19 protein-coding genes are annotated in these 24,206 nt (G+C 60.9%); 18 read left to right on the top strand and 1 reads right to left on the bottom strand.

What is annotated here, in order from left to right:
• The first annotated feature begins 1 nt into the window (after nt 1).
• The 4 genes from ONB52_15625 to ONB52_15610 all read left to right on the top strand — a co-directional run bounded on the left by ONB52_15625 (nt 2) and on the right by ONB52_15610 (nt 3,201).
• A complete protein-coding gene (locus tag ONB52_15625) occupies nt 2–769 on the top strand; it encodes an SDR family oxidoreductase (protein MDZ7417567.1) in 768 nt (255 codons plus the stop codon).
• 6 nt (nt 770–775) lie between these two features.
• Nucleotides 776–1,516 (top strand): sulfite exporter TauE/SafE family protein, encoded by a 741-nt coding sequence (locus ONB52_15620; GenBank protein MDZ7417566.1) that lies wholly within the window; start codon nt 776–778, stop codon nt 1,514–1,516.
• Between the two features lie 171 nt (nt 1,517–1,687).
• Entirely contained in the window at nt 1,688–2,731 is a 1,044-nt protein-coding gene (locus ONB52_15615; GenBank protein ID MDZ7417565.1) for a hypothetical protein, read from the top strand.
• 119 nt (nt 2,732–2,850) lie between these two features.
• Complete coding sequence (locus ONB52_15610) at nt 2,851–3,201, top strand: VOC family protein (GenBank protein MDZ7417564.1); 351 nt, start codon at nt 2,851–2,853, stop codon at nt 3,199–3,201.
• Between the two features lie 147 nt (nt 3,202–3,348).
• On the opposite strand, the gene ONB52_15605 is transcribed toward ONB52_15610, so the two are convergent.
• Nucleotides 3,349–4,659 (bottom strand): DUF4032 domain-containing protein, encoded by a 1,311-nt coding sequence (locus ONB52_15605; protein MDZ7417563.1) that lies wholly within the window; start codon nt 4,657–4,659, stop codon nt 3,349–3,351.
• A gap of 701 nt (nt 4,660–5,360) precedes the next feature.
• Here ONB52_15605 and ONB52_15600 point away from each other — a divergent pair.
• From ONB52_15600 to ONB52_15535, 14 genes are all read left to right on the top strand, one after another.
• The gene (locus ONB52_15600; protein MDZ7417562.1) at nt 5,361–6,035 is read left to right on the top strand and encodes a (2Fe-2S)-binding protein; all 675 of its coding nucleotides are present in this window, start codon (nt 5,361–5,363) and stop codon (nt 6,033–6,035) included.
• A 2-nt stretch (nt 6,036–6,037) separates the two neighbouring features.
• Complete coding sequence (locus ONB52_15595; protein MDZ7417561.1) at nt 6,038–8,140, top strand: xanthine dehydrogenase family protein molybdopterin-binding subunit; 2,103 nt, start codon at nt 6,038–6,040, stop codon at nt 8,138–8,140.
• Between the two features lie 83 nt (nt 8,141–8,223).
• A complete protein-coding gene (locus ONB52_15590) occupies nt 8,224–9,201 on the top strand; it encodes a xanthine dehydrogenase family protein subunit M (protein MDZ7417560.1) in 978 nt (325 codons plus the stop codon).
• Nucleotides 9,202–9,664: 463 nt separating this feature from the next.
• Nucleotides 9,665–11,794: a glutamine synthetase III gene (locus tag ONB52_15585; GenBank protein MDZ7417559.1), complete on the top strand. Its 2,130-nt coding sequence runs from the start codon at nt 9,665–9,667 to the stop codon at nt 11,792–11,794.
• Nucleotides 11,795–11,876: 82 nt separating this feature from the next.
• Nucleotides 11,877–12,110, top strand: a complete 234-nt coding sequence (locus ONB52_15580; protein MDZ7417558.1) for a hypothetical protein — start codon at nt 11,877–11,879, stop codon at nt 12,108–12,110.
• A gap of 172 nt (nt 12,111–12,282) precedes the next feature.
• Entirely contained in the window at nt 12,283–12,648 is a 366-nt protein-coding gene (locus tag ONB52_15575) for a hypothetical protein (protein ID MDZ7417557.1), read from the top strand.
• A gap of 94 nt (nt 12,649–12,742) precedes the next feature.
• Nucleotides 12,743–14,011 carry an argininosuccinate synthase gene (locus tag ONB52_15570; GenBank protein MDZ7417556.1) on the top strand — a complete coding sequence of 423 codons (1,269 nt, stop codon included), beginning with the start codon at nt 12,743–12,745 and terminating at the stop codon, nt 14,009–14,011.
• 263 nt (nt 14,012–14,274) lie between these two features.
• Complete coding sequence (gene argH, locus ONB52_15565) at nt 14,275–15,708, top strand: argininosuccinate lyase (GenBank protein MDZ7417555.1); 1,434 nt, start codon at nt 14,275–14,277, stop codon at nt 15,706–15,708.
• A complete protein-coding gene (locus ONB52_15560; protein ID MDZ7417554.1) occupies nt 15,684–16,616 on the top strand; it encodes a hypothetical protein in 933 nt (310 codons plus the stop codon). The genes argH and ONB52_15560 overlap by 25 nt, the downstream gene beginning before the upstream one ends.
• Before the next feature lie 60 nt (nt 16,617–16,676).
• Nucleotides 16,677–16,994, top strand: coding sequence for a DUF962 domain-containing protein (locus ONB52_15555; protein MDZ7417553.1), 318 nt, complete (start codon nt 16,677–16,679; stop codon nt 16,992–16,994).
• Nucleotides 16,995–17,742: 748 nt separating this feature from the next.
• Entirely contained in the window at nt 17,743–19,566 is a 1,824-nt protein-coding gene (locus ONB52_15550; GenBank protein MDZ7417552.1) for a M28 family peptidase, read from the top strand.
• Nucleotides 19,567–20,020: 454 nt separating this feature from the next.
• Nucleotides 20,021–21,325: an AgmX/PglI C-terminal domain-containing protein gene (locus tag ONB52_15545; GenBank protein MDZ7417551.1), complete on the top strand. Its 1,305-nt coding sequence runs from the start codon at nt 20,021–20,023 to the stop codon at nt 21,323–21,325.
• 156 nt (nt 21,326–21,481) lie between these two features.
• Nucleotides 21,482–22,234 (top strand): 3-oxoacyl-ACP reductase FabG, encoded by a 753-nt coding sequence (locus tag ONB52_15540; GenBank protein MDZ7417550.1) that lies wholly within the window; start codon nt 21,482–21,484, stop codon nt 22,232–22,234.
• Between the two features lie 285 nt (nt 22,235–22,519).
• A complete protein-coding gene (locus ONB52_15535; protein ID MDZ7417549.1) occupies nt 22,520–23,572 on the top strand; it encodes an AIR synthase-related protein in 1,053 nt (350 codons plus the stop codon).
• Nucleotides 23,573–24,206 lie beyond the last annotated feature (634 nt).

Below are 24,206 nucleotides of genomic sequence, written 5' to 3'. Positions count from 1 at the left end.
CATGGAACTGTCGGGCAAGGTTGCATTGATTACCGGCGCCTCCAGCGGCATCGGCAAAGCCACGGCCCGTGCGTTTGCGGCGGCGGGCAGCCGTCTGGCACTGCTCAGCCGCAGCCGGGAGAGTCTGCAGCGTGTGGTCGATGAGATCGCCCGGCACGGGGTGGAAAGCATCATCCTTCCGGTTGACCTCACGGACGCCGAGCACTGCCGCCGCGCCGTCGCGCAGACGGTCGATCATTTTGGCCGCCTCGATGTTTTGGTCAATGCCGCCGGCATCATCGCCACCGGCTCGATCAGCTCCACCCCCAGGGAAGCATGGGATCTGATGCTCCGCCTCAACCTGACCGCGGTGTTTGTCATGATGCAGGAAGCCGTGCCGTTTTTGAAAGCAACCGGGGGCAACATCGTGAATGTGTCGAGCGTGACCGGCACCCGCGCCTTCCCCAACGTGCTGGCTTATTGCGTCAGCAAAGCGGGTGTGGATCAACTCACGCGTTGTGCCGCCCTGGATTTGGCGCCTTTTGGCGTGCGTGTCAACGCCGTCAACCCCGGCGTGGTGGTCACCAATCTCCATCGCGCCAGCGGCATGACGGGGGACCAATATCAGGCGTTTTTGGAGCACAGCAAAACCACCCATCCCCTCGGCCGGGTCGGCACGCCGGAGGAGATTGCCGATGCCATTCTTTATCTCGCCTCCCCGCGTGCGGGCTGGATCACCGGTGTGACGTTCAACATCGATGGCGGCCGGCAGCTCACCTGTGCGCGGTGATTGCAAGTGACGCCACTGACCACCATCACTCTCACCGCAGTCATTTTCGCCACCGCCGCGTTGTATGCCTCCGTCGGCCAGGCCGGCGGCTCCGGTTATCTTGCTGCGATGGCGTTGTTTGGCCTGCCGCCGGAAATCATGAAACCCACCGCCCTGGTGTTAAACATTCTGGTCTCCGCCCTCGCCTTGACGCAGTTTCACCGTGCCGGCTTTTTTTCGTGGACAAAATTTTGGCCGTTCGCACTGACGTCGGTGCCGTTTGCCTTTGCCGGCGGCAGCTGGATGCTGCCGGCGACCGTTTATCGCTGCGTGGTCGGCGGCCTGCTGGCTTATGCCGCGCTCCGGCTGTTTTGCCTCACGCCGGGACCTGCGGTCATCGACCGGCGCACGATACCGCGGCACACCGCATTGCTTGCCGGCGGGGCGATTGGATTGCTTTCCGGCTTGACTGGTGTGGGTGGTGGAATTTTTTTGAGCCCGTTGCTGCTGTTGCGCGGCTGGGCGGACACGCGCGAGAGCGCCGCACTGTCGGCGGCCTTCATTCTGGTGAATTCGATCGCGGGTCTGTTCGGTCACCTCGCGCAAACCGCCACGCTGCCGCGGGCGATTGTGTGGTGGGCGCTGGCGGCGGCGGGCGGCGGTTACCTCGGCGCGGCATTCGGCAGCCGGCGTTTTGCGCCGCACACCCTGCGCCGGCTGCTCGTGCTGATATTGTTGTTGGCGGCCGTGAAGATGATCGTGCTGTAGCCGGACGGAAAAATCGCGGCGGCGCGGGCGTATTCCCATTTTATTGCTTGCAATTATCGCGAATGATTCCTATCATCGCAAAAATTTTTGCCGGGGCTGCAGCAACGGTTGGGCGTGCACGCTCAATCAGGCCGTGGCATGTATGCCGATGAACAAGATGGTGGAGGCTGAATGGCGACCAAGCAACACCAACCCATCGAACGAGTGATCGTGCTCTACAATATCGATCCCAACTGGCCGGCGGCGGATCGCGCGAATTCGATGCGGCTTGTGGAACACATGCTCGCGAGCCTGGAGGGCAGAAAGCTGCGCGTGGAGGCGGTGGAGATTCATGATAACCTGGAACCGCTCGCGCGTTTCGATCCGGAGGAATGGATTGTTTTCAACTGGTGCGAGGGCTTTTCCGACATTCCGTGGTCCGATGCACTGGTGGCCAGGGGCCTGGAACAGCGCGGTTTCGTGTACACCGGCGCCAATTCCCGCACGCTCGCCAAATCCCAAAACAAGCACACCATCAAAAAAATTCTGCTGAATGCCGGTGCGCCGACACCGCCGGGTCACACCATGCAGCATCACCAGGTGAAGGAATGGAGGTATTACCCCGCAATGGTGAAGCCCGCCAATCAGCACTGCAGCTACGGCATCACGCGCGCCTCGGTGGTGGAATCGAGCGCGGAGCTGGCGCGTCAGATCCGGCGCATTGAAACCGAGTTTGGCGGCCCGGCACTGGTGGAGCCGTTCATTGGCGGCCGTGAATTTCACGTCGCCGTGTGGGGCAATCGCAAGCTCGAAGTTCTGCCGCCGGTGGAGCTGGACTATTCACGCTATTCCGACATACACGACCGGCTTTATACCTTCGAATCCAAATTCGATCCCAACTCCGACGGCTGGAACGGCATCAAATGGCTGTGTCCGGCGCCGGTGGATGAGCCCCTGCTGCGCCTGTTGCAGGAAGCCGCAGTGGCGGCCTATCGCGCCATGCGCTGCCGCGATTATGCCCGCATGGACATCCGTTTGTGGAACGGCGCGCCAATGGTGCTCGATGTCAATCCCAACCCCGATCTCGATCCCGAATCCGTCCTGCCCATGGCGGCACAGACGATCGGCTACGATTACGGCGCCATGGTGCATCGCATTCTGGAGCTGGCCGCGGCGCGCCTGCGCCTGCGCCGGACACGCCGCGAGAATCGCCTGGTGAACCACCTCGAGGAGTAAGTGGACCTTCGGCCTGGCCCGGTGCGCGCTGTCGGCACACGCGCCCGCGCCGGCGCCGGGAAAGGCCGGCAGCAAGGGGAAACACACGGAGAGCGGCTGTCCTCATTCGGAGAAGCGTGATGACCCACGGCTTCGTACACGTGGAGATCCCCAGCGCGGACTTTGACCGAACCCGGAACTTTTACCGCGAGCTGTTCGAGTGGAAACTGGATCTCGTCGTGGAGGAGGACTATATGCTCTTCGATACGGGCGAGGAGGTCAATGGCGCCTTTTACCACTCCCCATGGCACACCGGCCGCCAGGGCATCATTCTCTACATTCGCGTCGATGATATCGATCAGACGCTCGAGCGTGTGCTGCAACTGGGCGGGAAGATTATTCGCGGCAAAACTCCTGAGAAGGCCAGCGGCAGTTTTGCACTGATCAGCGATCCCGACGGCAATGTGCTCGGCATCTGGCAGAGGGGATGACAGTCGGGCGAAGCTGCCCGGCATGTTTTTGCCTGCTCCCCCGCGCCCCAACCATACCTCCTGATCGTTGGCATTGCCCCTTTCCTCGCTCCGCTCTCTGCCTGTTTTGTCGTGATGAGTGCAGTCCGACTTGGCAGCGGCGAGTTTTCAAATTTCGCAAAATCTGCTGCCCACCTCGGACTTCGCCCTTTCGTCCCGGAGCAGGCATTCGTTGTCCACACAAATCAGCAGCGAACCGTTTTTTTTTCGTTGCCCCAGAATCCTGCGCATGCCGCCGGCCAGTCTGCGCCAGAAGATGGCGACCGGGTGGTGTTCGCCAAACCGTTCGGCATAGTCACGCGCGGCGCGGAGCATGCCCACATCCCGGCCCGCCTTGCGGCTCAGGACATATTTGTTGTTCATGATTTCGACGTACAGGTCGGCCGCGGTTTTGCCGGGGAACAGGTCGAGCAACCCTTCGTTCTTGAACAACTCGCACATGGGGATGAAAATGTTTTCCAGCCAGTCTCGCGCGGCGGCGGCATAGCCGACTTCGTGTTGTTGTCGTTCGCTGAGGTACCACTTGTGCTCTTCGATGTGCCGGCGCAGGACGTCGAAGTAGGCCGGCTCCCGCACCGTCCCCAGATATTTTGCGATTTCCAGGCCGCTGCACTGTTCAAAGGCGCGCCCCTGCAATTCGACTTCATAGCGGCGCGCGTAGGCTTCGCGCAGATAAGCCTTGTCCTGCGCCGTGGCCACTTCATCCCGCGTCATGCCGCTGGCGCGCAGGTCTTCATTCACCCAATCCATCGCTTCCAGGAAGAAGGCCAAATCCGCCGCGCGCAGGGAATCCGGCACGGAGGCATGAATCTCGACCGTCTCGGCATCTGCCAAAAAGGCCTTCAAGCGGGTCTTGCGGCCGAGGTGGGGGATATCGATTTTCATGAATTTGACCAGGGTGTTGGCCAGCGAAGCATCCCCCCAATAGACGCCGTTGCTGTGCAGCTCGACAAACAGCTCGACGATGGCGTCCCAAATGCGTTTGCGATTATCGAAGTGGAAGGCGCGGCGATACAACTGCGAATCCGGCAGCACATGGTCGATGAGCAGGGTGACGGTGTGGCCGACGAGATGGCGTTGATATTGCCGGCCCACCGGCGTCCACACGGCGAGCGGCTCTTCCTCGCGGGCCACACAACCCGCCGGGATGAGAGTATGCAGGCCGCGCAGCAGCATTTGTTTGTAATTCTCCACTTCGCGGCGTGCGACTTCGAAGCCCAGCTCTTTGACGACATATTTGCGGCTGCCGGCTTGCACGAACACCACTGGGTGTCGGCCCAGGCCGCGTTTGATATTGAAATGTCTGACGCCGAGCGCGCGCCAGCTTGTAATCGGGTGCGACCAGGGCAGTTTTTCCAAATCAGCGCGAAAAAGCTCATCGACGAAAAAGGAAATCGGCGGGGAGGAGAGGGGGTGCATGGCGTCATCCGGTTCGTGCAGGCGGCTGGAGAACGTAACAAACCGGCGGTCAAATGTCAAGCAGGCGGTGTTCCTCACCGTTTGTAATCTTGCGGCAACGTGGAGAGTGGCGCAGGCTCCCCTGCCCAATGCTGCCAACTTTTTCGAAGCGATAAAATCCACAAGCCAAAACATACAAGGACGCGAAGCCGCAGGGGCTTCGCGCAGAGTAACCGTTCTGCCATGATTTGACCGTGGCGTTATCTTACGATCCTGCGGAGGCTCTCTGCAGGAATGCCACGGCCAAGCCGTGGCAGATCAGAAAGGGCACGGAACTGTCACCGCGAAGATTTTTGAACCACACAAGCCACCAAGAGCAGGAGGGAAAACCTGATGACCCGTGTGATTTTGGGGTGCTGAGACTTGTTGTTTGGCAGTGGCTGCAGAAAAACTCCTGGCGTGAGAGTTTTTGCTTTGTTTGAAAAGTTGGTGACATTGGGCACTCCTGCCTGCAGACAAGAGATCTGCACCATGTCCTCAGACGCAACCGAGTCATTCCTCCTCGCCCTCTCCCTTTGATCATTCCCGCCACAATGGCGGCCGCTGCTGTTGCCGTTGCATGGCTGCGGGTCGGGCAAAGCCGCTTGACATTCACGCACTTTTTCAATATGATTGCGCGGGCTTCGATGGTAAAATTTGTCCCTGCGCGAAAGGAAATGAGCATGGAAAAGCATAGCGAGCACCCGGTGCCCACTCCCGATCCCTCCGAAACTTCCCCGGCCGGACAAACCTCCACCAAAATTTCGCGGCGGCACTTTTTGAAGTTGAGCGGCGGCGGCGCGGTCAGCACGGTGATTTTGAGCACCGGGTTGCGCGCCAAAGCGGCAGCGATGCCTCCGGATGTGGAAGTTTTCTCCGGCAACGTCCCGCTCCAGCTCAAAGTCAACGGCCAGCGGCGCAGCCTGACGGTTGAGCCGCGCACCACGCTGCTTTCAGCGCTGCGCAACCAGCTCGAGGTGACGGGTTGCAAGGAGGTCTGCAATCGCGGGGAATGTGGTGCCTGCACCGTTTTGCTGAATGGCAGGCCGGTGCTGGCGTGCATGATGCTCGCGCTTGATGCCGCGGGCCGGGAAATCGTGACGGTGGAAGGGCTGGTGCAAAACGGCAAACTCGATCCGGTACAGCAGGCCTTCGTTGACCGGGATGCACTGATGTGCGGTTTTTGCACGCCCGGCTTTGTCATGTCGGTGCGGGCGTTGTTGGACCGCAATCCCAATCCCACGGCGGCGGAGGTGCGCCAGGCGGTTGCCGGCAATCTTTGTCGGTGCGGTACCTATCCGCGCGTGTTTGAAGCCGCGCTGGCAGCGGCGAAATCTGCCGGCGGAAAGCGAGGATGAGCATGGCAAAGTGGAAAGCACTCGATGAGATGACCTACCTGGGCAGGGGCTATTCCCGCGTGGATGGTCCGGGCAAAACCTCCGGTGCCGTGAAATACACGCATGATCTCAAGTTGCCCGGCATGCTGTATGGCGCGCTGTTGTCCTCACCCTACGCCGCGGCCAGGATCAAACGCCTCGCGGCGGGTGCCGCGCAGGCGCTGCCGGGGGTGAAAGCCGTGCTGACCGATGTGCATCCCACCGGCACGGTGCGTTATGCCGGCGAAGAGGTGGCGGCAGTGGCAGCCGTCTCGCCGGAAATCGCCGCTGAAGCCCTGGATTTGATCAAAGTAGAGTATGAGCTTTTGCCATTTGTGGTGGATCTGGAAACGGCGATGGCGGACGATGCGCCACGGGTATATGCCGAGCAAAGCAACAGGCGTGAGGCGCGGGTGGACAGCAGGGGGGATCTCGCTGCCGGCTTCGCGCAGGCGGCGGTCATTGTGGAAGGCAGTTATCGCACGCAGGTGCAGGTGCACGCCTGCCTGGAAGTGCATGGCAGCGTGGCAAAATGGGAGGGCGATGAGTTGATCGTGTGGGACTCCACCCAGGGCGTGTATGCCAGCCGCGAGGGCATTGCGAAATTTCTCAATATTGAACAAAGCAAGGTACGGGTGATCTGCGATTACATGGGGGGTGGCTTTGGCAGCAAACTGCAGGCGGGGCGCTACTCAGCCATTGCCGCCCGGCTGGCCAGGGCCGCGGGTGCACCGGTGAAGTTGATGCTGACACGGCCGCAGGATTCGATCAGCGCCGGCAATCGTCCCAACCTCCTTGCCGAGGTCAAGGCAGGCGCCACCCGCGACGGCAAGCTCATTGCGTTCAGCGCGAAGACTTACGGCACGGCCGGCATTGGCAACAACGCCCGGCCGGCTTTGCCATTGGTTTATGAGGTGCCCAATTCCCGGGTCGAGCATTATGATGTTTACACCAATGCCGGGGCGGCGCGTGCCTTTCGCGCGCCTGGTTGTCCACAAGCCTCGTTCGTCATGGAGCAGGTGATGGATGAGCTGGCCGAGCGGCTCAATCTCGATCCGCTGGATTTTCGCCTGCGCAATGATTCCAACCCAACCCGGCAACAGCAATGGCGCATGGCGGCGGAACGCTTTGGCTGGTCCCGGCGGGCGAAACGGCCCAATGCCAGCCCGGGTGGGATCAAGCGCGGCATGGGGTTGGGCGCGGCGGTGTGGTGGCCGGGCGGCCGCGGCACACAGGCGCAAATGACCATCCTGCCGGATGGCGGCATTGAAGTGCGCTGTGGCACGCAAGACATTGGAACCGGCACCCGCACGTTTGTGGCGGCCGTGGCTGCGGAAGAATTGGGTGTGCCGATCGCTTCTGTCAAGGCGATGATTGGCGATACCGAATATCCCTATTCCGGCGCCAGCGGCGGCAGCACCACTGCACCCTCGGTTGCGCCGGCCATCAAGAACGTTGCCGAAAAAGCCCGCGATAAACTCGCGGAGCTGGCTGCCCGGCACTTTGGTGTTGCCAGTTCCGAGGTGCAACTGGCGGGTGGCCGCGCCTTTGTCAGGGGCAATCCGCAGAACGCGCTGCCCTGGAAACAACTATGCGCCTTGTTGGGCTCGGCGCCGCTGGTGACGCACGGCGAATGGGCGGAGGGCCTGTCCTCTGCGGGTGTGGCCGGCTGCCAGTTTGCAGAAGTCGAGGTTGATACTGAAACCGGGGTGGTGACGGTGCTGCGCATACTTGCGGTGCAGGATTGCGGCCTGGTGCTCAATCGTCTCACTGCGGAAAGCCAGGTCATCGGTGGCGTGGTGCAGGGCCTTTCCTATGCGCTTTATGAAGACCGCCTGATGGATCCGCTCACCGGCGTGCAAATCAATCCCACCTTCGAGAATTACAAAATCATCGGCGCGCTGGAGATGCCAAAGATCGAGGTGATCATTCATGATCAACCCGGGCGCGGGGTGATCGGCATCGGTGAGCCCCCCACCATCCCCACCGCGGCTGCAATCGCCAATGCGGTTTATCATGCCACCGGCAAACGCCCGCGCGAGCTGCCCATGACGCCCGAGCGTGTGCTGGCAGTGCTGCATGCCTGAGCCCGCCTGGAGGTGACCGCCGATCGCGCAGCCGGATGGCAGGCAGGTGAAAAAACTCGCAGAGTGTGGCAGGAGAACGGGTCATGTTCAATTTTGAGCTGGTGAACCCCAAAAGTTTGGACACGGTGCCGGCGTTGTTGAGCCGCAGTTGGGGGGAAACCATGTTGCTGGCGGGCGGCACCGACTTGCTGGACATGCTGAAAGAGCGTCTGGTGCGGCCGCAGCGTTTGATCAATCTTAAAAGCATTCCGGGCTTGAGCTACATCAAAGCCGGCGCAGGCCTCGAAATCGGCGCACTCACCACCATTGCCGAAATCGCAGAAAACGACGCGGTGCGGCGGCATTTTACCGTGCTCGCCGAGGCGGCGGAGAGCATCGCCACACCCCAGTTGCGCAACATGGGCACGATTGGCGGCAATCTCTGCCAGCGGCCGCGCTGCTGGTATTTCCGCGAAAAAGATCTCGTGTGTTTGAAAAAGGGCGGCGAGCAGTGCTTTGCCGTGGAGGGCCTGAACAAATATCACTGCATCTTCGGCGGTGGTCCGAGCTTCATCGTCCATCCCTCCGATGCCGCGCCCGCACTGGTGGCTCTGCAGGCGCAACTGGAATTGTTGCATGCCGCCGGCCGCCGCACCGTGGCGGTGGGCGAATTTTATCAACTGCCACAGGACAATCTCATGCGCGAGACGGTTCTGGGGCCGAATGAGTTGATCACCGCGATCAAGATTCCCGCGCCGGCACCGGGCACACGCGGCACCTATCTCAAATTCCGTGAAAAACAGTCGCATGATTTTGCCCTCGTCAGTGTGGCCGCCGTGCTGCAAATGCAGGGCAGGGTCTGCCAGCAGGCCCGCCTTGTGCTCGGCGGCGTCGCGCCCATCCCCTGGCGCGTGCCGGCTGCCGAGGCGGAATTGCAGGGCAAGTTGCTCACGACCGGTGTGATCGCCAAAGCCGCCGAGGCGGCAATTGCCGGCGCGCTGCCGCTGCGGCAAAACGGTTACAAGATTCAGCTCACCAAAGTGATGGTCCGGCGGGCGCTGGAAAAACTGATGAAGTCGTGAGACCGTGTTGCGCCTGCGCTGTGCCCAACATGTTGAACACCCTTCCGATAACAGGCGGGATCATCCGCTTGGCGCGGCTGCCGCACCGCAGAAGGTGCAAGGCCGTGCGGCGCAGTCAGGTTGTGTCGACCGGCCAAATTGCTCCGGACCGCGGCACCGGCAATGACGCCCCGCCAGGAGAGTGCGGGCAGTGCCGGATCGTGCCCTTAGTCGCCAAGCCTCTGCGGCGGCAATTTGGGGGAGACCGGGCGCAACAAACCTCTTTCCAAAGTCAAAAAATTCCCTTATAATCCTGTCCAACCATAGCAACCCCCTGTTTCGCGACACGCAGCACAAAATCCGTGAATCATTTCCCTGCCACAGGATTTGACCTGCATTCACAATCATCAATTAGGAGGACTCTCCCGTGTCCAAGAATTCTGCCCGGCGTTATGACGTGGTGGCGGCTGCCAAGAATTGGGTCATGCGCAGCACGCCGCAACAGCTTACGGCTGACATCAACTCCATTTTTGGCGAGCACACCTTCAACAGCGAGGTCATGCGCGACAAACTGCCCAAGGAGACGTTTCAGTCGCTGATGGCAACGATCGAGAAGGGCCAGCCGCTCGATCCCAAGCTCGCCGATGTCGTGGCACTGGCCATGAAAGAATGGGCGGTGGAACATGGGGCGACCCATTTCACCCACTGGTTTCAGCCACTCACCGGCCTGACCGCTGAAAAGCACGACAGTTTTGTCACGCCCAATGTCGGGGGCGGTGCGATTGCCCGTTTTTCCGGCAAGGATCTCATCCAGGGCGAGCCCGATGCCTCCTCCTTTCCAAGCGGCGGCATTCGCGCGACCTTCGAAGCGCGCGGCTACACCGCCTGGGACCCCACTTCGCCCGCCTTCATCATGAAGAATCATCACGGCGCCACGCTCTGCATTCCCACGGCATTCGCCTCGTGGACCGGAGAGGCGCTCGATCACAAGGTTCCGCTGCTGCGCTCGATGGAGGCACTGAATCAGCAGGCGCTGCGTGCGCTCGCGCTGTTCGGCGTGAAGAATGTCCACAAAGTTTATACCACCGTCGGCTCCGAGCAGGAGTATTTTCTCATCGATGAGGAGTTCTACTACCGCCGGCCGGATCTGGTAACCACCGGCCGCACGCTGTTCGGCGCCAAACCGCCGCGCGGCCAGGAGCTGGAGGATCATTATTTCGGCTCGATTCCCGAGCGTGTGCTCGCCTTCATGACCGACGTCGAGTATCAGCTCTACCGCCTGGGCGTGCCGGTGAAAACGCGGCACAACGAAGTGGCGCCGGCGCAGTATGAAATCGCGCCGATTTTCGAGAACAGCAATCTCGCCGCCGATCATCAACAGATGATGATGCAGGTCATGCGCAATACCGCGCGCCGATACGGCCTGGTCTGTCTGCTGCACGAGAAGCCGTTCGCCGGCATCAATGGCAGCGGCAAACACAACAACTGGTCGATGTCCACCGACACCGGCATCAATCTGCTCGATCCGGGCGAAACGCCGCACGACAACATGCAATTCCTTTTCTTCTGTGCGGCCGTGATCAAGGCGGTGGACGAATACCAGGATTTGCTGCGCGCCAGTGTCGCCCATGCCGGCAACGATCATCGTCTGGGCGCCAATGAAGCGCCGCCGGCGATCATCTCGGTGTTTCTCGGCGAACAGCTCGAGGATATTTTCAAACAAATCGAGAAAGGCCGGCCGGAAGCCAGCAAATCCAAGGACCTGCTCGGCCTGGGCAGCCCGGTGTTGCCGCACCTGCCGCGCCACGCCGGCGACCGCAACCGCACCTCGCCGTTTGCCTTCACCGGCAACAAGTTCGAATTCCGCGCCGTGGGCGCCAGCCAGTCGATCTCCTTTCCCAACACGGTGCTCAACACCATCGTGGCCGCCGCCATAGACGAGATGGCCACCGCCATTGAAAAGCATCTGCACAACAAGATGCCCTTCGAACAGGCCCTGCACACCGTCTTGAAGGAGGTGATCCACAACCACAAGCGCATCATCTTCAACGGCGACAACTACACGCCGGAATGGCATCAGGAAGCCGAACGCCGCGGCCTGTGGAACCTGCGCAACTCGCTCGATGCTTTCGAGCGTCTGCATGACGAAAAAAACGTGAAGCTGTTCGAGAAATACCGCGTGTTGAACCGGCGCGAGCTGGAGGCGCGCGAGGAGATTCTTTTCGACCAGTATTTCAAAACCATCAACATCGAGGCCGAGACCACCGCCCTGATGGCGCAGACCATGATTCTGCCGGCGGCGGTTCGCTATCTGCATGATCTCTCCCAAACCGCCGAGACTCTGAAGCGCAATGGCCTCACGCCCGCCGGTGTGCTCAGAACGTTGCAGGAGATCAACGCCTGCACCAATGACTTTCGCGAAGCGCTCGACAGGCTGCTGGTGGTCAATGCCGAGCTGGGCGGTGACACGGTGCATTCCAAAGCCTACCACATGCGAGACCATGTCATGCCCGCGATGAACGAGGTGCGCGCGGCAGCCGCCCGGCTGGAAAAGGCACTGCCGGATGATTACTGGCCGTTGCCGATTTACAGTGAAATGTTGTTCGTGAAATGATCCCCGCGGATACGCGGCTCCCGCCGCCGTTTTCCCGGCGGGAGCCGCGCGCCGCTTTTCATCCCGAGTCACGGAGCGACACATGTCTTCCAACAGCAATCTGCCGCCGGCGCCAATCTGCGGCAATCTCCGCACCCGCGCCAATTACATTCCGGGGTGGCCAAGCACGAACGCACCCTACCATCCCAATGATTACACGCCGTGCTTCTGCCTGAAAACGCTGGATGTCTTCGGCCCCGATGATTGTCCCGTTCATGCCGACGCCTGCCGGCCACACCGTCCCTGCTTCGAGCCGCTGCTGCCGGTGACGGTCTGAGTTGAAAGTGTGTTCTCCGGCCAGACTGTCTCCTCCGGCATGGGGCGAGCGTCGCGTGGAGATCGCTCCCGCCCGGCTTTCTCACCAGCCGCGATGAATGGCAGGCTCTGAAGCGCCGACTGATACGCTCGAATACCCGCACGGTTGACAAGAGCGACGAGGACGCTCGCGGGTGGCTGACAAGCCGGAAAGCCAGCGCCTGACGGAGAGGATCGAACCGCGACGCCTTGCCATGGACAAGACTTCGGGTTTTGAGCGGCTTCATGCCAAAGTGACGAAACTCCAGTTCGGTGGCATGGCGCGCCATTTCGCGGAATTGCGCCCTGTGCGCAAGCCGGGTGCGCGCCTGGCTTGTGTCGTTGGCTTTCAGGCCTCGTACTTGCCGGTCATGATCCGCACCGGTCGATTGCTGGCGGATATTGCCCGGTCCCTGGGTTACGAAGTTGTCGCTCTCGACTTGTTCCGAACCCGCCTTGCCACCGCCACCCGCACACCGCTTCGCCAGGAAGTTGTCGTGCTGCAATGGCACAGAAGATGAACCGTTACCGGCATCTTCACCCGGTCCAGCCGCAGCACCCGCTCTGAATGACTCCATCTTTCTTTTCATTTCACCGCAATGCACACAGAAAGGAATGCCTGCAATGCCTCATCGTGTTCGCAAAGTCGTGCTCTCCTATTCCGGTGGTCTGGACACCTCGATCATCATCCCCTGGCTCAAAGAAAACTATGGCTGCGAGGTGATCGCCTACACCGCCAACATCGGCCAGGGCGACGAACTGGAAGGACTCGAGGAGAAAGCCATCAAAACCGGCGCCAGCAAGATTTACATTGAAGACTTGCGGGAAGAGTTCGTGCGCGATTTCATCTATCCCACTTTGAAAGCGAATGCCGTTTATGAAGGCAAATACCTGCTCGGCACCTCCTTCGCCCGGCCGTTGATTGCCAAACATCAGGTCCTGATTGCCGAGAAGGAGGGGGCGGATGCGGTGGCGCACGGTTGCACCGGCAAGGGCAACGACCAGGTCCGCTTCGAATTGACCTACAAGGCGCTCAACCCCAAATTGCGCGTGATTGCCCCCTGGCGCGAATGGAACATTCGCTCGCGCGAAGATGCCATTCGCTATGCTCATGAAAGAAAAATTCCCATCAGCGCCTCGCTCGGCAAAATCTACAGCCACGATCAAAACCTCTGGCACCGCTCCAGCGAAGGCGGCGAATTGGAAGACCCCTGGCACGCCGCACCACCGGCCGTCTTCAGCCTGACCGTCAGCCCGGAAGAAGCGCCCGACCGTCCCACCGTGATCACCCTGGACTTCGAGAAAGGTGAGCCAGTTGCACTCAACGGTGAAGCCCTCTCGCCCGTGGCTCTCTTAACCGCGTTGAACCGGCTGGGCGGCGCCAACGGCATCGGCCGTGTGGACATGGTGGAAAACCGCCTGGTCGGCATGAAGTCGCGCGGTGTCTATGAGACGCCCGGCGGCACGATTCTCTATGCCGCCCATCGTGAGCTGGAAAGCCTGGTGCTCACCAGCCAGTTGCTGCGCATGAAGGAAATGCTGGCGCCGCGCTATGCCGAACTCATTTACAACGGCCAGTGGTACACGCCGGTGCGCCAGGCGCTCGATGCTTTCATTCAGAAAACCCAGGAAAAGGTCACCGGAACCGTGCGCCTGAAACTCTACAAGGGCAACGTCATCATCGAGGGCCGCAAATCACCGTACTCGCTTTATCGCGAAGATTACGCCACCTTCGGCGAGGATGATGTCTACAACCAAAAGGATGCGGAAGGCTTCATCAATCTTTTCGGCCTGCCCTTGAAGGTCAAGGCCCTGATCGACATCGAAGGCACCGGCATGAGCGAGTATCGGCATCCGGATTACAGCAAGTTCAAGCGGGACTAGGCGGCACGCGCCGGCAGATCGCCGGCCTCGCAGCCGGTCAGCACACGGCATGTTTCATCGGGCATCAGTGGCATGCTGCTTCCTGCCCATTCTGCCGGGAATTCCTGCAGCCCCGGGCATCCCTCCTTGACGCCTCCCTGTTTCCGCTGCACGGGTGACTGCCGCGGGCATGGCAGGATGGGCGTCGCCGCCGCATGCCCGCAAAAACTGCCGTGCCACGCCGCGGGCAGGCACGGATGTGAAGAGGATGAGAAACAGTCTTCATGAAAAAGAATTCGAGGCAGAAGCTGAAGCACAAGCAGGCAGGCAAAATCGCGGCGAAAGTCTGGGCCGGCCGTTTTGGCACCGGCCCGGCGGCCTTGATGGAAAAATTCAGCCGCTCAATCGCCAGCGATGGCCAACTCTGGCGGGAAGACGTGCAGGTCAATCAGGCATGGGCCAAAGCCCTGGTGGCGGCCGGCATTCTCTCCGTCGCGGAAAACAAGCGCATTCAAGCGGGCTTGCAGCGCATCGCCCGCGAGTTTCGCGCCGGCCGCTTTCCGTTCCTGCCGCAGGATGAAGACATCCATGTCGCCATTGAACGCCGCCTGACCGAGCTGGCGGGCGAGGCGGGCGCGAAAATCCACACCGGCCGCAGCCGCAACGATCAAGTCGTCACCGATTTTCGTCTTTACCTCAAACGCAAAACCCGCGGGCTGCAGGCCGCCCTACACACCTGTGTGGCGGTCCTCGTGCAGCAGGCGGAGGCGGCGCAGCAGATCATCCTGCCGGGCTATACCCACACCCAGCGGGCGCAACCGGTTCGGCTCGCGCATTATTTGCTCTCCGCCTTTCCCGCGTTGCGCCGGCACCACCACCAGTTGCAGGACTTCCTGCAGCGTGTCGATGAGTTGCCGCTCGGTGCCGGTGCCGTGGCCGGCACCGCTTTTGCCATAGACCGGCGTTTGCTGGCGGCGGAGCTGGGCTTTCGCCGCCTGGCCGCGAATTCGATCGATGCCACCGGCAGCCGCAGCTTCTGCAATGAAATCACTTTTGTTTGCGCCGACCTGGGCACCACGCTGAGCCGTTATGCGCATGACTTCATCCTGTGGAGCACGCAGGAATTCGGCTTTCTCGATCCCGGCGAAAAATTCGCCACCGGCTCCAGCATGATGCCCAACAAGAAGAATCCCGATGCCTTCGAGCTGGTGCGCGGCAAGGCGGCGCACCTGATTGGACTGCTGACCGCCATGCTCACGCTGCAAAAAGGCACGCCGGTCACTTACAATCGCGACCTGCAGGAGGACAAGAGGATCGTGTTCGACGCGCTGCAAACGGCGCAGGACTGCCTGGAGGTTTTTGCCGGCGCGCTCGCCACCAGCCGCTTCCGGCCGGAGAGGATGCAGGCCGCAATCGACAGCAGCCTGTTCGCAACCGATATCGCGGATCATCTCGTGCGCAAGGGCGTGCCATTCCGCCAGGCACATCATCTCGTGGCGCGGGCGGTGCGGCACTGCGAAGTTACCGGGTGCAGCCTGCAGGCCCTGCCGTTGTCTTTCTGGCAGGAGCTGCATCCGGCGTGTGACGGGGAAATTTTCAATTGTTTTACGGCGGAGGCCAGCGTCGAACGGCGGGCAGCCACCGGCGGCACGGCGCTGGCACAGGTGAAACGACAATTGCGCGAGGCCAGGGCATGGCTGGATCACAATCGCGGTTGATCTTGTTGTCGGGCCTGTTCGCGGCACTGCCGCTGCACGGCCAGCAGCCGGACAGTTTGAAGCCGTGGCCGCAAAATCCCTCCCCCATGCGCGAAACGGCGCGGCGGCATGAGCGCATTTTGCAACAAACCCAGGCGGGTCTGCACTTCGAGATCGGGGCACTGTTGCCCAGGCCGGTGAAGGTTTTTCTCCCGGAAAAAAGCAGAAAAGCGCGCCGGCTGGACGTGCTGCTGCACTTTCACGGCGCGGATTTCATCACCCAATACGCGGCCGTGCGCCACCGCCGGCCGCTGCTGGCAACCACCATTAATCTTGGCTCCGGCGCGCGCGTTTACGGCCGCGCCTTTGAAGACTCCGCTGCTTTTCCCGCACTATTGCGCGCGCTGCAGGACAGCCTGCAAGCCAGGCTCGGCCGGCCGGTGCCGTGGCAACACGTGATCCTGAGCGGCTTCAGTGCCGGCTACGGTGCGATTCGACGGATCATCAGCACGCCACAGCATGCCGCGCGGCTGGATGCGATTCTGCTGCTCGACGGCATTCACGCCGGCTATGTGCCGGAATATCGCGTGCTGGCGGAGGGCGGTGAAATACAAGCCGCGGATTTGGAAGCTTTCGTGCGTTTCGCCGCCGGCACCGCTGCGCCCAACGCCCGGCAGCGCTTCCTGATCACGCATTCCGAAATCTTTCCCGGCACGTTCGTCAGCACCACCGAGGCGACGGATTTCATCCTGCAAAAGCTCGGCATGTCGCGCCGCCCCGTGCTCAAATGGGGGCCGCTGGGCATGCAGCAGATCAGCGAAGCCCGCCGCCATCATTTTGCGGTGCTCGGTTTTGCCGGCAACACCGGACCGGATCACACCGATCATTTGCATGCACTTTATCATTTTCTCAATGAACTGGCGCGGTGAATTCGGTTGCGCCATTTCCCACCAAGCAACAGCGGGGAGGACACTGCCACGGCCAAAACCTTGAGAACGTTCGCGGAATTCTGGCCTTTTTATCTCGGGGAGCATGCGGCGCCGGCCAATCGCTGGCTGCATTTTACCGGCACTTCGCTGGCGCTGGTGCAAATCATCTTTGCCGTTGCCACGCAGCGCTTTTGGCTCCTGCTCACCGGTTATGCCCTGGCCTGGGCCGGCCACTTTCTGCTGGAGAAAAACCGGCCCGCAACGTTTACTTATCCACTTTATTCGTTTCTGGATGAGTGGAAAATGTGGACCTTGATGCTCACCGGCCGGCTGCAGCAGGAGGGACAGAAACTGGGATGGGAAAAGCGGAAGGGCTGACTTTGGCAGGAGCACCTGAGCAGGCCCGCGGCAGGCATAAACGCCGCAGCCGTCCAGTGTCCCCGCGGCCGGCAACCACTTTGCGTTGGCTGTGCGTCCCTTCCTGCCTCTGGAAGTCCAACGTTGCAAACGGGCATTTCCTGGTTTGAAGCCAAAACCGCCATCATCCGCGACGCGGCGCGCCCTACTTCCTGAATTTTTCATCCTGGCTTGCTGCTGCCCGGGAGATATGACGTGTTCACAAAACCCCGTGAGGAGTGAACTGTTGGTAGACATGGGCAGCCGGCGTGTCTTTAAACTCCGTTGGGAGCGGCCTGCAGAATTTCTCATGATCTGGCGCGGTTTTTTGAAGAGGGCCAGCCAGATCACTCCTGACGGAGTTTGGGGGAGGCGATATGCGGCTTTACTAAAAACAAATCACTCCCGCCGGAGTTGACCGCGCGTTGGCCTGCAAAATTTTTTATGCCCCCCGGGTGGTTGGGCGTCGCGATCGAAACGGCGTTCCTTGCGGAGGGGATCGATCGGGGTGTCAAATTCAGGCACGGCAAAAAACGCACGAGCGGTTGCAGGGATTGCAATTTTTGCGGCCAGAAAACCCCGGTGCCATCCTCCCCCTGCTTTCCCGTCCGCTCCGCCCGCCTTGACTTTCCCGCTGGAATTCGATATTGTTCCGGCCGTTTGCTGTTCGAACCAAGCAAGCGATTATGTCATTGTGATGGTTTGCTCATCAACGCGAAGGGATGCTATTATGGCCAAAGCCTGGGTTGTTCTGCTTGCGACGTTGGGCCTGATGGCCGTTGGCTGCCAGCAATCGCCGCCGCTCAATCGCAACAGTGCCGCTGCCCTGCAAGCGGCTGACGTGCAGTATCATGTCAACTATCTCGCTTCCGATCAACTCGAGGGCCGGCTCTCGGGGACAGCCGGTGGCGATTTGGCCGCCAATTATATTGCCGCGGAGTTCAAACGCTTTCAGCTTGAGCCGGCAGGTGGACAATCCTCCTATTTTCAAAAATTCGATTTCATCGGTGACCTGGAATTGGGGCCGAACAATCTGCTGCGCGGCACGCGCGGCGCGGCGGACACCACCTGGAAAGTCGGCGTCGATTTCATGCCCGCGGGTTTTTCCGCCACCGACACGCTCGCGCTCGATTCCGCCCTCGTGTTTGCCGGCTACGGCATCAGCGCCAGCGAACACGGTTATGACGATTACGCCGGCGTGGCGGCTGCCGGCAAGGTTGTTTTAATCATGCGTTTCTCGCCGGGCCTCAACGATCCGCACAGCCCGTTTGCCAAATTCGAGGAGCTGCGCCACAAGGCCACGACGGCGCGCCAACAGGGCGCCGCCGCGCTGCTGGTCACCACCGGCAGCCTGAGCGACACCAGCGATGCCCTGCCGCGGCTGCGCTACGATCGCGCCGCAACCGACGCCGGCCTGCCGGTGATTTATGTCAGGCGGCACGTGGCCGAGTGGCTGCTCGCGGGCAGCGGCCAGTCACTCGATGCGCTGCAACAGCGCATCAACGCCACGCGCCAGCCGCATTCACTCATGCTGCCGGCCACCGGCATTCATTTGCAAACCGATGTCAGGCCGGTCCGCCGGGTGGCCGCGAACATCATTGGCATGCTGCGCGGCAGCGATCCCCAGCTGCAGCAACAGGCGGTGGTGGTGGGCGCGCATTATGATCATCTCGGCCGCAGCCATGAAGGCAGCCGCAGCCCGGACAGCCTCAATGGCATTCACAATGGCGCGGACGACAATGCCTCCGGCACTGCCGGCTTGCTGGAACTGGCGCAATACTTCGCGGCCCTGCCGCAAAAGCCCAGGCGCTCGCTGGTGTTCATCGCGTTCGCGGCGGAGGAGCTGGGGCTGCTGGGTTCCGCGCATTATGTCAATCATCCCTTCGTGCCGCTGGACAAGACCATCGCCATGATCAACATGGACATGATCGGCCGCCTGCGCGACAGCACGCTGGTGGTGCAGGGGGTCGGCACCTCGCCGCGCTGGCAGCCGCTGTTGGACAGCTTGCAGGCCGGCACGCACTTGCAACTCAAGCGGGTGAAGGACGGCCAGGGCCCGAGCGACCATGCCTCGTTCTACCTCAAGAACATTCCGGTGCTGTTTTTCTTCACCGATCTGCACGAAGACTATCATCGCGTGACAGACGATGCTGACAAGATCAATGCCCCCGGTGAAGCAGAGGTGCTGCAACTGGTGGCGAAAACGGTCACGGAAATCGCCAATTCCGACTCTCTGCCGCTATTTACAAAAACCGATTCCGAGCGCCGGGCCATGACGGCTTTTCGCGTCAGCCTGGGTACCATGCCCGACTACGCCGCCGAAGTGGAAGGACTGAAGCTCAGTGGTGTGCGTGAGGGCGGCCCGGCGGCGCGTGCGGGGCTGCAGGCCGGTGACATTATCATCAAATTTGGCGAAATTGACATCAAAAACATTTACGACTACACATATGCGTTGGGCCAGCATGCGCCCGGACAGGAGGTGGAGATCGTAGTGTTGCGCAATGGCGCCAAAATGGCGTTTACCGTCAAACTGGAGGCGAGTCGCCGGATGTAACAAGGGCGGCTCTGCCCCGAAGGGCTTGACGGAAGAAGCCTGCCGGCATTGTGCAACTATGCGGGAGAGGAGATCACGATCGCCCTCTCCCGGCTGGTAGAGCCGGCATCCAAGTCCATCCATGGCAGGGAAGGAGATTTTCCAGATTGATCCCGCCTTTGGCTGTTTTGCCAATACTGTAAGTTTTGGCATAATACTTGTTTAAATTATCCCGCGTTTGTCAGTGAAGGAGCCAGTGCCGGTAACTGGCGCAGATTCATGAGCTGCGTTTTATCCCGATTGTCTCATGCTAAGACGAAAATATACGGGATTTGTGATTACGCCATACTGCGCGGGCTAAACAGCCCCGATTAATGATTTAGGCGGGCTTGCATACCACCAATCCGTAAATGGCAATTACGGTTTTGGCATTTGTTTTTTCTTTCGACGCTCAGCAAAAGTTGGAGCTCCGCACGTGGATCATTTGTACGACAGCGCTCAACTTGAACAGGCTTCCGCGTTACCAACTCCACCAGAGGATGGCCCCCCGCCTCTGCCGCGCCCGGCACCGGAAGATGACGATGTCGTCACCAGCTTTCCCAAGGAGTTCAACCGTCGTTTTTGGGAAACGATGGACCGGCGTTTCATGGCCATTCTCATTCTGGTCATGATCATCGAGCCGCTGATCATTATTTATGAGCTGTGGACGCATCCGCCCGGCACGACCGAAGCGGAGGTGGCGCGGCTGCAAGCCAAATATGCCGAAACCTTCCTCTCGGAATTCGAGGTGGAGCCGCCCCGCGTAAACACGACGCCCAACGAGTTGTTGTTGTATGCCTCGGAATATCTCCCCGCCATCGTCGAAGAGGTGATGGGAACGGAGCCGCCAACTTTGAATCCGGGTTTGCGGCCCGGGGCAGGCACACCCGAAGCCCGCGGGGTGACGCGCGAAGCCAGCGAAATACACCGCCGCATCTCATCGGCGGTGCGCGAGCGGGCACGACAGGCCCTGTCGGAAGAAGTGGGGCGCGTGGGGTTGCTCGGCTTGTTGACCAGCACCAGTAATCTTGCGGCGCCGACCGGCCGGTTGGTATCCTATCAGCCGGTGCAGGATGTGTTGGAGCACGGCGTGGCGCAAGCCCAGGATCTCGAGCAAGTTCTGTCGCAGGTGAGGACCCTGCGCGTGCCGCGCGTGGGCCAGGACTACTTCGGCGCACCAGTGGGTGGCGCCAGTGGCGGGTTGCTCGGCCACGGTGGCTTTGATGCCGAAAAAGTGATGATTGCGCAGCGCGAGGTGCGCGGCGAACGCCACACGGCCTCCGGGGTGCAAGCCGAGGAAATCGTGACCAATCTGGCGGCGGCACCCAAAAAAGAGGTGACGGCAACGCGCGAATTCCAGAAGGTCGAGCCGGTCGAAAGTTTGGTGGAAGAAGCCGTGATCCCGGGAGTGACGGGGCTGGCACGCCGGCGGCCGCGGGAAACGGCCTCGCGCGATCCCGCGCGCATGCGCGAAATTGTCATGTCACACAGTGCCGCCATTCAAGACTGCTATCGCCAGGCATTAAAAACTTCGCCGACTTTAAAAGGCGAGGTGTCGGTGCGGTTCACCGTGGCCTATACCGGCAGAGTGACCGAAGCCAGTGTGATTTCCTCGACGTTGAACCTGCCAGATTTGGACAAATGCATTCTGCGGAAAATTCTGCGCTGGAACGATTTCGGCAGAATGGATCCTTCCACCCCGGATGTGACGCTCCGGCAGACCTACAAGTTTGGCTATTGAGCGCGCTTGCCGGTTCCCCCGCCCTTGAATACACGCTTTGGCGTTGCCCGCGAGCCGGATTTGCCGATGCAAGTCCGGCTTTACTTTTTCGGAGCCAGTCGTTATTTTGTCCGCGTCCAATTCCATCAGGCTGTTCAGGCAAACCGGATGGCTTCCATGATTGATCTCCGCAACAAAGTGATGTTGATTACCGGCGCCAGTCGTGGCATTGGCGCTGCTGTGGCGCAATTGGGGGCACAGGCAGGCGCGGCGGTCGCCATCAATTATCACCGCGCCCAGGCTGCCGCCGAACAACTTGCCGCCGCGATCAACCAGCGCGGCGGGCAGGCGGCTTGTTTTCAGGCGGATGTCAGTCGCTATGTCGACGTCGAAGCCATGGTCGACGCAGTATTGCGCCGTTTCGGCTGCATCGATGTGCTGGTGAACAACGCCGGCATCTGGACCTATGGCGCAATCGACACCATGCCGGAGCAGGTTTGGGATGAGACCATGGCCGTCAATCTCAAGAGCATGTACCACTGTTGCCGGCTGGTGACTCCGCACATGAAAGCGCGGCGCCGGGGCACGATCATCAACATTGCCAGCACCGCCGGCCAGCGCGGCGAAGCGTTTCACTCCCATTATGCCGCGACCAAGGGCGCCATCATCAGCTTCACCAAATCGCTCGCGCCCGAGCTGGCACCCTTCAACATCACGGTGAATTGCGTGGCGCCCGGCTGGGTCGCCACCGACATGTCGAACGATGCCCTGGCGGAGGAGGGTGAGAAAATCACCAGCCTGATACCACTCCGCCGCGCGGCGACCGCGGCAGAGATTGCCGGCCCGGTCATCTTTCTTGCCTCCTCGCTGGCCTCTTACATCACCGGTGAGATTCTCAATGTCAACGGCGGGAATGTGCTGGCGGGTTGAAGCCGGCGCCGGCCGGTCGCGATGCGCGCGTTGCACCGCCGGTCAGCCGGATCGAAAACCGTCCTGCAAACCGGCATCGGCTCAATCGAATTTATCGTGGCAGCCGTTTTGACGCGTCGTTTGGTTCGATCCGTAAAATACGCCGCACTGCGCCCGGAACTTCACCCTGTCGTTTCGGGCGAAGGCAACACCGGGAGTCCTCCCGGGGGGCTCAAGCCAACCACGCTGTCGTGCAGGTGCTGCTGGCAATGCATGTGCTGTCTCATCTTCCTTCCAATCGCGGTCATGCCCAAAGCGCGCCAAAATCGTGAAGATGCCGTGCCGGCAGTCAGCCCGCAGGATTTGGAGGCTCTGATGCGAGCCTGGCGGATGGCGGCCGGCAGTGGCGGTTTGGCGCCCGTCTCCACTCTCGTCGAGCGGGAGACTATTCTCACTTTTGCCGAGCAGCGGCTGCTCCTGGCCACGCGCTTTCTTGCACTTGCGGATTTTGCGGGGAAATACACTGTGCAGGCGCTGGCCAATGCCCTGGCCTGCCAGGGTGGCGAACCGCACAGCCTGTGGGCGACGCTGCTCCTGCCGGCAGAGGGAAATCCTGCCGCGGAATCGCATGCGCTGTGGGCGGAAATGTCCGACTTTGCCAAAAAGCTGGAGGTGGACTGGCGCGGTGAAGAATCGCGCTGCATGCCGGCCGTGCGCGAGCCGCTGGTGGCATGTCAAATGTTCGCGTTCCTCGCCGTGCCGCGGCCGTATCAGCCGCATGGCATTCAAGCGGGCGATCAGCTCATTCTCACCAAAAGCCTCGGAGATGCGGCGGCCGCACTCATGGCATATGCCAGGGAACAGGAATTGTCCGAGGCATTTGATCTGAAGTTTGCCAAACGCTGCCAGCAGCTTGCCGGTGTCGAGGAGGCCAGTGTGCTGGCGGCGGCACGCTGCGCCTGGAAAGTGAACGGCATTCACGCCCTGCACGATCTGTTTCAGGCGGGCCTGGCCGGTGTGCTGCACGGCTTGTTGGACCAGGTCAACCTCGACGTTGAAATCGATCCCGCGCAAATTGAGTTGCTGCCGGAGGTCAAGCTGCTGTGCGAGTATTTCGGCGTTGATCCCCTCACCGCGTTCGCGCCCGGTGCACTGTTGATCGTGGGCGAACCTTCGGCCTGCGAGGCCGTGCTCGGCAGGTTGCGCCTTGCCCGGATTCCTGCCCGACTCATCGGGCGGGTGCTCGAGGCCGGCGAGGGGCGATGGCTGGTTGATGGTGCCGAACGCATCAAGCTGCCGCGGGTGACGCGCGATCCGCTCGCGGCGATCGTTGCGCCAGGGCAGCCCGCGGCGCAGTGAAGCCCGTCACGCTGCAAGTGGTTTCCCGGCATGTCAGACGGGCGGGCATACGAAGAGTCCGGCTGCGCCTGCCGGAGTCTTCACCGGATTCCTGCGGGGAGACATCGGGGATGTAAGGCGTGACTGGGGATGGTTGTCTGCCGGATACCAGTAGAGCCGGGAGCTGCCGGCGAGTGGGGTGATCCCGTAATCTCTCCACAACGTGTGGAGTGGCGCAGGCCTCCCTGCCAGCAGAGAAGATGTTCAATGCTGCTGGCTTTTTCGAAGCGATAAGAATCCAAAACAAGCAAGGATGCGAAGCCGCAGAAGTCACCCTTATGCCACGGTTTGACGGTGGCTTTATCCTGCGATTCAGCAAATACTCCCTGAATTTTGCATGCTGGCTTGCTGTTCCCCGGAATGAATGCCGTGTTCACCACGCTCCGTCAGGAGTGAACTGTTTATAGGCACGAGAATCTTGGAGGCTACCCAACTCCGTTGAGAGTGGCCTGTGGAATTTCTCATGATCTGGCGCAGTTTTTTGGGGAGACCAAGCCGGGCACTTCTGAGGGAGTTGGCAGCAATTCTGCTTGCAAGATTTTTTCTGCACCACCCCCTGGGTGGTTGGGCGTCGCGATCAAACCGGCGTTCCCGC

It is taken from the genome of candidate division KSB1 bacterium (genome assembly GCA_034506255.1).
Lineage (GTDB): Bacteria > Zhuqueibacterota > Zhuqueibacteria > Zhuqueibacterales > Zhuqueibacteraceae > Coneutiohabitans > Coneutiohabitans thermophilus.
The sequence above is the reverse complement of the archived record's forward strand: the minus strand, read 5'-3'. Positions and strand labels throughout refer to the sequence as shown.

Coding starts and splice junctions, on each gene's coding strand:
- ONB52_15625 (MDZ7417567.1), top strand. CDS start 2: ATGGAACTGTCGGGCAAGGTTGCATTGATTACCGGCGCCTCCAGCGGC.
- ONB52_15615 (MDZ7417565.1), top strand. CDS start 1,688: ATGGCGACCAAGCAACACCAACCCATCGAACGAGTGATCGTGCTCTAC.
- ONB52_15610 (MDZ7417564.1), top strand. CDS start 2,851: ATGACCCACGGCTTCGTACACGTGGAGATCCCCAGCGCGGACTTTGAC.
- ONB52_15605 (MDZ7417563.1), bottom strand. CDS start 4,659: ATGCACCCCCTCTCCTCCCCGCCGATTTCCTTTTTCGTCGATGAGCTT.
- ONB52_15600 (MDZ7417562.1), top strand. CDS start 5,361: ATGGAAAAGCATAGCGAGCACCCGGTGCCCACTCCCGATCCCTCCGAA.
- ONB52_15595 (MDZ7417561.1), top strand. CDS start 6,038: ATGGCAAAGTGGAAAGCACTCGATGAGATGACCTACCTGGGCAGGGGC.
- ONB52_15590 (MDZ7417560.1), top strand. CDS start 8,224: ATGTTCAATTTTGAGCTGGTGAACCCCAAAAGTTTGGACACGGTGCCG.
- ONB52_15585 (MDZ7417559.1), top strand. CDS start 9,665: ATGCGCAGCACGCCGCAACAGCTTACGGCTGACATCAACTCCATTTTT.
- ONB52_15580 (MDZ7417558.1), top strand. CDS start 11,877: ATGTCTTCCAACAGCAATCTGCCGCCGGCGCCAATCTGCGGCAATCTC.
- ONB52_15570 (MDZ7417556.1), top strand. CDS start 12,743: ATGCCTGCAATGCCTCATCGTGTTCGCAAAGTCGTGCTCTCCTATTCC.
- argH (MDZ7417555.1), top strand. CDS start 14,275: ATGAAAAAGAATTCGAGGCAGAAGCTGAAGCACAAGCAGGCAGGCAAA.
- ONB52_15560 (MDZ7417554.1), top strand. CDS start 15,684: ATGGCTGGATCACAATCGCGGTTGATCTTGTTGTCGGGCCTGTTCGCG.
- ONB52_15550 (MDZ7417552.1), top strand. CDS start 17,743: ATGGCCAAAGCCTGGGTTGTTCTGCTTGCGACGTTGGGCCTGATGGCC.
- ONB52_15540 (MDZ7417550.1), top strand. CDS start 21,482: ATGATTGATCTCCGCAACAAAGTGATGTTGATTACCGGCGCCAGTCGT.
- ONB52_15535 (MDZ7417549.1), top strand. CDS start 22,520: ATGCCCAAAGCGCGCCAAAATCGTGAAGATGCCGTGCCGGCAGTCAGC.